Origin of the sequence: Micromonospora tarensis, assembly GCF_016803395.1 — a bacterium.
Taxonomy (GTDB): domain Bacteria; phylum Actinomycetota; class Actinomycetes; order Mycobacteriales; family Micromonosporaceae; genus Micromonospora; species Micromonospora tarensis.
This window is the reverse complement of record NZ_JAEVHL010000270.1, coordinates 1-8,171: the sequence shown is the minus strand read 5'-3', so window position 1 is coordinate 8,171 and position 8,171 is coordinate 1. Positions and strand designations below refer to the sequence as shown.

At 71.2% G+C, this 8,171-nt stretch carries 7 protein-coding genes and 1 pseudogene; 5 read left to right on the top strand and 3 right to left on the bottom strand.

Going from position 1 to position 8,171, the window contains the following annotated elements; translation table 11 throughout:
* From JM949_RS30895 to JM949_RS30885, 3 genes are all read left to right on the top strand, one after another.
* The coding region (locus JM949_RS30895; protein WP_407664858.1) for an SCO6745 family protein at positions 1-450 on the top strand (450 nt) is incomplete at its 5' end.
* Entirely contained in the window at positions 447-1,136 is a 690-nt protein-coding gene (locus JM949_RS30890) for an HAD family hydrolase (protein WP_203151643.1), read from the top strand. The genes JM949_RS30895 and JM949_RS30890, both read left to right, overlap by 4 nt.
* Before the next feature lie 28 nt (positions 1,137-1,164).
* On the top strand, positions 1,165-2,175 hold the full coding sequence (locus JM949_RS30885) for an NADPH:quinone reductase (RefSeq protein WP_203151642.1): 1,011 nt from the start codon (positions 1,165-1,167) through the stop codon (positions 2,173-2,175).
* Between the two features lie 184 nt (positions 2,176-2,359).
* Here JM949_RS30885 and JM949_RS30880 read toward each other — a convergent pair.
* Positions 2,360-4,007 (bottom strand): annotated as a pseudogene (locus JM949_RS30880) (fatty acid--CoA ligase).
* 57 nt (positions 4,008-4,064) lie between these two features.
* On the opposite strand from JM949_RS30880, the gene JM949_RS30875 reads away from it, so the two are divergent.
* Positions 4,065-4,556: an NUDIX domain-containing protein gene (locus JM949_RS30875; RefSeq protein ID WP_203151640.1), complete on the top strand. Its 492-nt coding sequence runs from the start codon at positions 4,065-4,067 to the stop codon at positions 4,554-4,556.
* Between the two features lie 36 nt (positions 4,557-4,592).
* Here JM949_RS30875 and JM949_RS30870 read toward each other — a convergent pair whose 3' ends face one another.
* On the bottom strand, positions 4,593-5,627 hold the full coding sequence (locus tag JM949_RS30870; protein ID WP_203151638.1) for an aldo/keto reductase: 1,035 nt from the start codon (positions 5,625-5,627) through the stop codon (positions 4,593-4,595).
* A 125-nt stretch (positions 5,628-5,752) separates the two neighbouring features.
* On the opposite strand from JM949_RS30870, the gene JM949_RS30865 reads away from it, so the two are divergent.
* On the top strand, positions 5,753-6,385 hold the full coding sequence (locus JM949_RS30865) for a TetR/AcrR family transcriptional regulator (protein ID WP_203151636.1): 633 nt from the start codon (positions 5,753-5,755) through the stop codon (positions 6,383-6,385).
* Positions 6,386-6,402: 17 nt separating this feature from the next.
* Here the strand turns inward: JM949_RS30865 and JM949_RS30860 are convergent, their stop codons facing one another.
* Positions 6,403-8,076, bottom strand: a complete 1,674-nt coding sequence (locus JM949_RS30860; protein ID WP_203151634.1) for an MDR family MFS transporter — start codon at positions 8,074-8,076, stop codon at positions 6,403-6,405.
* Positions 8,077-8,171 lie beyond the last annotated feature (95 nt).

The window sequence follows — 8,171 nt, the reverse complement described above, 5'->3', positions numbered from 1 at the left end:
AACGCGGCGCTCCCGGTCGGCGAGTACCCGCTGGCCCGGCTCTGGCAGGCCGCCACCACGCTGCGGGAGCACCGGGGCGACGGACACGTGGCGGCCCTGGTGGCCGCCGGGCTGGACCCGGTGGAGACGTTGACCGGGCGGCTCGCGCTTGACGGTTCGCCGCCGCAGTACCTGCTGGGCCGGGGCTGGTCGGAGGAGCAGTGGGCCGCCGCCCGCGAGCGGCTGACCCAGCGGGGCTGGCTGACCGCGGCCGGCGCGGCCACCGAACACGCCCGGGCCGAGTTCCAGGCCATCGAGGACGCCACCGACCGGGCCGCCGCCCACCCGTGGCAGGCGCTCGGCCCCGACGGCACCGACCGGCTCCGGGAGCTGTTGGAGCCGATCGCCCGGTCCGGGCACACCCTGGTCCCGGCGGGCAGCCCGCTCGGCCTGCCGGCGCTGCCCGGCTGACCGGGCACGCATCGGTCGGGCAGGATGTCCCTGTGACGGATGCGGTGGTCTTCGACCTGGACGGCGTGATCGTGGATTCCGAGCCGGTGTGGGAGGAGGTCCGCCGGGCGTACGTGGCCGCGCACGGCGGGACGTGGCAGCCGGACACCCAACGTCGGCTGATGGGGATGAGCACCGGCGAGTGGGCCCACTACCTCAGCGGCGAGTTGGGCGTCGACCGGACCGCCGAGCAGGTCGCCGTCGAGGTGGTCGAGGAGATGACCCGACGCTACCGGGACCACGTACCGCTCATCGACGGCGCGGACCAGGTCGTCCGCCGACTGGCGGCGCGGTGGCCGCTCGGGTTGGCCAGCTCCTCGCCGACCCGGTTGATCGAGGCGGCGCTGGCCGCCACCGGCCTGACCGACGCGTTCGGCGCGACCCTCTCCACCGAGCAGACCGAGCGGGGCAAGCCCGCGCCGGACGTGTACCTGAGCGTGGTGCGGCGGCTCGGCGTCGACCCGGCCGGCTGCGTGGCCGTGGAGGACTCGTCCAACGGGGTGCGCTCCGCCGCCGCGGCGGGCATGCGGGTGGTGGCGGTGCCGCACGGTTCGTACCCTCTCGACCCGGACGCCGCCGGGCTGGCCGTGGTGACCCTGAACGCGATCGGTGCGCTGACCCCGGAGCTGGTGGACGGCCTGGGTTGACCCGGGCCGGGCGGGGTAGAGACCACGAATGAAGGCCATCGTGTACGAGCGCACCGGCGACCCGTCGGTGCTGGAGCTGGTCGACCGGCCGGTGCCGGAGCCGGCTGCGGGCGAGGTGCTGGTGCGGATGGCGGTATCCGGGGTCAATCCGACGGACTGGAAGTCCCGCCGCAGCTCCGCGCCGGACGGGTGGCAGATTCCCGGGCAGGATGGCGCGGGGGTGGTGGAGGCCGTCGGCGAGGGGGTCGACCCCGATCTGATCGGTGAGCGCGTCTGGATCTGGGAGGCGGCCTGGCAGCGGCCGTGGGGCACGTCGGCGGAGTACACGCTGGTGCCGGTCCGGCAGGCGGTACGCCTCGGCGACGCCACCTTCGAACTGGGCGCCGCCCTGGGTATCCCGTTCCTCACCGCGCACCGTTGCCTCACCGCCGGCGAGTCCATGCCGGGCACGCTGCGCGCCGGCGCGCTGGCGGACCACACGGTGCTGGTGCAGGGCGGCGCGGGCGCGGTCGGCAACGCCGCGATCCAGCTCGCCCGTTGGGCCGACGCCACCGTGATCGCCACAGTGAGCAGCGCGGAGAAGGCCCAGCTCGCGGCGGCGGCCGGCGCGTCGCACGTGATCAACTACCGGGAGCAGGACGTGGTCGAGGAGGCCCGCCGGATCGCCCCCGACGGCGTGCACACCATCGTCGAGGTCGCTCCGGCGCAGAATGCGGCGACGGACGTGCGGCTGCTCCGGCACGGCGGAGCGGTCTGCGTGTACGCCGACGGCGGTGGCGAGGAGGTGACGATTCCCATCCGGGCACAGATGGTGCCGAACGCCCGCTGGCAGTTCGTGCTGGTCTACACCGAGCCGAAGGCGGCCAAGGCGCAGGGCGTCAAGGACGTGGCGGCGGCGGCCAGCCAGGGTGCCATCCGGGTCGGCGCGGACGCCGGGCTGCCCCTGCATCACTACCCGCTGGCCGAGACGGCCGCGGCGCACCAGGCGGTGGAGGACTCGACGGTGGGCAAGGTGCTGATCGTCACCAGCGACGCCTGATCGGGTCGCGGAGCCCCCGATTTCCCCGTCATCAGGACAGAACCGAATAACTTTCGCAACAATGACGGTGCGGGTTGCCCCGCGTGGAGCGGCGGCCCCGGCGCGGTGCGAACGCCGGGGCGCCCCTGGGGAGGGAATTTCAGGAGTACTCCCGCCCCAACAGGCGACAGTGCCGGGGAAAACGTTACGGGGCTGCCAGCTCCCGGACAGTCAGCTCGCCCCCGGCGTACCGCGAACGGACGACCTTCTTGTCGAACTTGCCCACGCTGGTCTTCGGCACCTCGTCGATGAACGCCCAACGCTCGGGCAACTGCCAGCGGGCCACCGAGCCGGCCAGGAAGTCCCGCAACTCCTCGGCGCTCACCGAGGCCCCCTCCCGAACCACCACGGTGGCCAGCGGCCGCTCGTCCCACCGATCGTCCGGGACACCCACCACGCACGCCTCCAGCACCGCCGGGTGGGCCATCAGCGCGTTCTCCAGCTCCACCGAGGAGATCCACTCACCCCCGGACTTGATCACGTCCTTGGCCCGGTCGGTGAGCGTGATGTACCCGTCCGGCGAGAGGGTGCCCACGTCACCGGTACGCAGCCAGCCGTCGCGGAACTTCTCCGGGTCCGGCTCGTCGTCACCGACGTACCGGGCGGTCACCCACGGCCCACGGACCTCAAGCTCGCCCACGGCCTGACCGTCGGCGGCAGCGGCTCACCGGCCGGACCGACGATCCGGGCCCGCACGCCGGCCGGCACCCGACCCTGGGTGTAGCGATAGCGCCACGCCTGCTCGCCGCTCGCACCGGCGGGCGGGCGGGAGACCGACCCGAGCGGTGACATCTCGGTCATCCCCCAGGCGTGGATGACGTCCACCCCGTGCCGCTCGTCGAACGCGTGCATCAGCGCCGGCGGACAGGCCGAGCCGCCGACGATCACCTCGCCGAGCGAGGAGGTGTCCACCTCGTGGGTGTCCAGGTAGGCGAGCAGGTCGGTCCAGATGGTCGGCACCGCGCCGGCCAGGGTGGGCCGCTCGGCGGCGATCATCTCGGCGATCGGCGCGGCCTGGAGGAAGCGGTCCGGCATGATCAGGGACGCACCGGACAGGAAGGCCGCGTACGGCAGACCCCACGACATGGCGTGGAACATCGGCACGATGGCCAGCTCCCGGTGGGTCGGCCCGAGACCGAAGCCCTCAGGCATGCAGACCTGCAACGAGTGCAGGTAGATCGACCGGTGCGAGTAGGCCACGCCCTTCGGGTTGCCGGTGGTGCCCGAGGTGTAGCAGAGCGCAGCGGCGTCGTGCTCGTCCACCTCGGGCCAGTCGTACGTGTCGGGCCGGTCGGCGAGCAACGCGTCCCAGTGGTGCACGATGATCCGGTCGCCCGCCGCCGCCAGCAACGGCGCCGGGTCACCGCCGCCGACCACCACCACGTGCCGCACCGTGGTCAGCTCGCCGATCACCCGGGCCAGCAGCGGGATGAGCGTGGTGTCGACAAGCACCACCCGGTCCTCGGCGTGGTTGGCGATGTAGACGACCTGGTCGGGAAAGAGCCGGATGTTGAGCGTGTGCAGCACCGCGCCCATGCTCGGCACCGCGAAGTAGGCCACCAGGTGCTCGTTGTTGTTCCACATGAAGGTGCGACCCGCTCGTCGCCGGTCACCCCACACTCGTCGCGCAGCCCGTGTGCCAGCCGGGCGGCGGCCCGGCCCACCTCGGCGTACGTCATCCGGCGGGGTTCGGCGCCCGTCCAGGTGACCACCTCGGCCGTGCCGTGCACCCCTGCGCCGTGGTCGAGGATCCGGGAGATCTGCAGGGGGGCATCCATCATCGTGCTACGCATGGGTGACAAGTTAGTGTCGGCGGTCACACGTTGGGAACCCCCGGTAAGTTGGCGCAGGTGAGTATCTCCTGGGCCGACTCGTACGTGGGGCAGCTACGCGCGCTCGCCGGGGACCGGACGCTGATGTTCGTCGGCGCCCGTGCCGTGGTCAACGACGACGCCGGACGCATCCTGCTGATCAAGCGCTCGGACAACGGCCAGTGGGCCATGCCGGCCGGCGCGATGGAGCTGGGCGAGTCGATAGCCGACTGCGCGGTACGCGAGGTCCGTGAGGAGACCGGCCTACGCGCGCTGCGGGTCTGCGCGTTCGCCCTCTACACCAGCCCGGACCGGACCAGCACCAACATGTACGGGCACACGTACCAGATCTTCACCACGGCGTTCAAGGTGGAGCAGTGGGACGGGCAGCTGACCCGGGTCACCGACGAGACCACCGACGCGGGCTTCTTCCCCCGCGACCGGTTCCCCGCCCCGCTCTCCCCCTCGGTCCTCGAGACCCTCGCCGACCTGGACGTCTTCGAGAAGACCAACCGGCTGATCCTCAAGTAGGTCGGCCCCGGAGTAACCGACCCCGGGGCCCGCGCCTCACTGCGGGTGGCGCACCCCGGCGAAGTACCCCTCCTGGATCCAGTTCGGGTACGCGACCGGCAGCTTGGTGGCCTCGTCCAGCTCGCCGAGATCCTGCTCGGTGAGCGTCAGGTCCGAGGCGGCGATGTTGTCCACCAGCTGCTCGGGCTTGCGGGCACCGACGATCACACTGGTCACCGCCGGCCGGGACAGCAGCCAGGCGACCGCCGCCCGGGCCGGACTGACCTGGTGCCGCTCGGCGACGCCCTTGAGCACGTCGACCACCCCGAACGCGTGCTCCGGGTCAAACGGCGTGAAGCTCGTGTAACCGGGCTGGGCGCTGCGCGCGCCGCTGTCCGTGACGGAACCGTCCCGGCTGACCTTGCCGGAGAGGAAACCACCGGCGAGCGGGCTCCACACGGTCAGCCCGACGCCCGCGTCGAGCGCCATCGGCACCACGTCGCGCTCCACGTCCCGGCCCAGCAGGGAGTAGTACTCCTGCACCGAGACGAAGCCGGCCAACTTCTCCCGGGCGGAGATGCCCAGCGCCTTGGCGATCTGCCAGGCGGCGAAGTTCGCGCAGCCGATGTAGCGGACCTTGCCCTGCCGGACCGCGTCGTCGAGCGCGCGCAGCATCTCCTCCATCGGGGTGACCTGGTCGAAGTTGTGGATCTGGTACAGGTCGATGTGATCGGTGCCGAGCCGGCGCAGGCTGTCCTCCAGGTTCTGCATGATGTGCAGCCGGGAGGTGCCGACGTCGTTGGGGCCGGGGCCGGTCCGCGAGTGCACCTTGGTGGCCAGCACCACGTCGCGACGTCGCTTGCCGAGCGCCTGGCCGAGCAGTTCCTCGCTCTCGCCGTCGCTGTAGCCGTCGGCGGTGTCGACGAAGTTGACGCCCGCGTCCAGCGCGATGTCCACCATCCGCTGCGCCTCGGGCAGCGCCAGCCCACCGAGGGTCCCCCAGAGCGGGTGCCCGCTGCCACCGAAGGTCATCGCGCCGAGCGAGATCTCGGAGACGTACACCCCGGTGGTGCCCAACAGTCGGTACTTCACGTGGTTGCTCCTCGTGGTGGGTCGGAGGCCGAGGTTCGGTCGCTCCGTGGTCACTATGTCGGACACTGTGTCCGGCAGCGAGCGTACGTCGCCCACCAGGGCCTCGGCCACCTAGGATTCCGGCTATGCCCTCGATCACCCGCCGTCGCCCGCGCAACCCCGATGGCCGCGCCGCCGTCGAGGCACGCGTGCTGGCAGCCACCGAGCGGCTGCTGAAGGAGGGGATCCGCTTCACCGACCTCGGCGTGCAGCGGATCGCCGCCGAGGCCGGGGTGGCCCGATCGACTTTCTACATCCACTTCCGGGACAAGACCGAACTGCTCATGCGCCTCGCCGGCACCATGCGGGAGAGCTCCTTCGACCGCACCGGCGAATGGGATCCGGCTGGCCCCGGCGACCCGCTGGCGAGGTTGACCGAGGCCTTCGCCGACGTGATCCGGATATACCGGACGTATGCCCCGGTACTGGCAGCCGTCAGCGAGGTGGCCGCGTACGACGAGACGGTCCGGGAGTACTGGGCGGCCGGGCTGGAGCAGTTCTTGGCGCGCACCGAAGCCGCGCTCCGGATCGAGCAGCAGGCCGGGCGTACCCCCGCCGACCTGGACGTGGTGATCGCCAGTCGGCTGATCGTGATCGGCGGCGACCGCTTCCTCGCCGACCACGTCAGCACGACCTCGGCCGACCCCGACACCGACGCGGCGGCCGCCCGGGAGTTGGCCGCGACCTGGTGGTACGGCGCATACCGCCGGCCCACCTGATCGACTCCGGAGCGCACTCAGATCATCGTCTGCGACTTGGCCTCCATGTCGGCGGCGGCCTCCTCCTTGGACTCGCGGGTCAGCGGCTTACCACCGGGGGACGGGGCCTTCCCGCCCAGCGGGTCGGCACCACCGGTGGCGCCCTGCGGGCCCGCCCCGCGCAGCGCGTTGTTCGGCAGCGCCACGGTGACCAGCACGGCCAGGATCGCGATCAGGCCGGCGGTCAGGAAGACCAGGTGCAGCGACCCGACGAACGACTCCTGGATGGCGGCCCGGACCACGCCGGGCAGCGCCATGATGGTCGCCGGGTCGTTGATCGAGATGTTCGTGCCGCCACTGGCCGCGACCGCGGCCCGCTGCTCCGGCGGGAGCTGGGCGATCGCGCCGGGCAACCGGTCGGCCAACTGCGAGTTCAACCGCGACGAGAGCAGCGTGCCGAGGATCGCCACCCCGAACGAGCCACCCAACGACCGGAAGAACGTCGCCGAGGACGTACCGGCGCCCAGGTCCCGGACGGAGACCGCGTTCTGCACCGCGAGGACCAGCGACTGCATGCACAGACCCAGGCCGACGCCGATCACCACCATGAACCCGAAGGCCAGCCAGAGCGACGTGCCCACGTGCAGCTGGGTGAAGAGCAGCATGCCCACCACCAGGGTCACCGACCCGGCCACCGGGAACCACTTGTACCGGCCGATCCGGCTCATCGCCCGACCGGTGAGGATCGAGGTGACGATGATGCCGGCCATCATCGGCAGCATCAGCAGACCGCTCCGGGTCGGCGAGGCGCCCTTGACGATCTGCAGGTACAGCGGGATGAAGATGATCGAACCGAACATCACCAGACCGAGCACGAAACCGGCCGAGTTGGCGAGCGCGAACGTCGCACTGCGGAACAGCCGCAGCGGCAGGATCGGCTCGGCGACCCGGGCCTCCTGCAACACGAAGAGCACCGCGAGCACCGCACCCGCGACGATGAGGCCGACGATCACCCCGGAGCCCCAGGGATACTCGTTACCACCCCAGCTCAGCGCGAGCAGCAGGCAACTCACCCCGGCGACCAGCAGGCCGGCGCCGAGCCAGTCGATCGAGTGGTCCCGCCGTTCGAACGGGATCATCCGCATCACGTGGTAGCAGACCACGATGGCAAGGATCGCCAGCGGCACGTTAATGTAGAAGATCCACCGCCAGTCGGTCTCCGCGAAGTAACCACCCACCAGCGGCCCGGCCACCGACGAGATCCCGAAGACCGCGCCGAACAGACCCTGGTAGCGGCCCCGCTCCCGGGGTGACACCACGTCCGAGATGATGGTGAACGCGAGGGTCAGCAGACCACCGGCACCGAGGCCCTGGATACCCCGGGTGACGATCAGCTGGGTCATGTTCTGCGACAACCCGGCCAGCAACGACCCGAGCAGGAACGTGCCGATCGAAAAGAGGAAGACTGGCCGGCGGCCGTACAGGTCGGCCATCTTGCCGTAGAGCGGCGTCGACGCGGTCGAGGCGAGCAGGTACGCGGTGACCACCCACGAGTAGTGGTTGATCCCGCCCAGCTCGCCGACGATGGTCGGCAGCGCCGTACCGACGATGGTCTGGTCGAGCGCGGCCAACAACATGCCGGTCATCAGGCCGAACATGAGCAGGCGGATCTGCTGACGGTTCAGCACCGGCGCGGCGGAAGCTTCGGTCATGTGCCCTTCTATCCCGCCACCCGCAAAACATGCGCCAACCCACGAAAACCCTTGCCCCCACCCCCACCCCCTGCCCCCACCCTGCGGCGTTGACC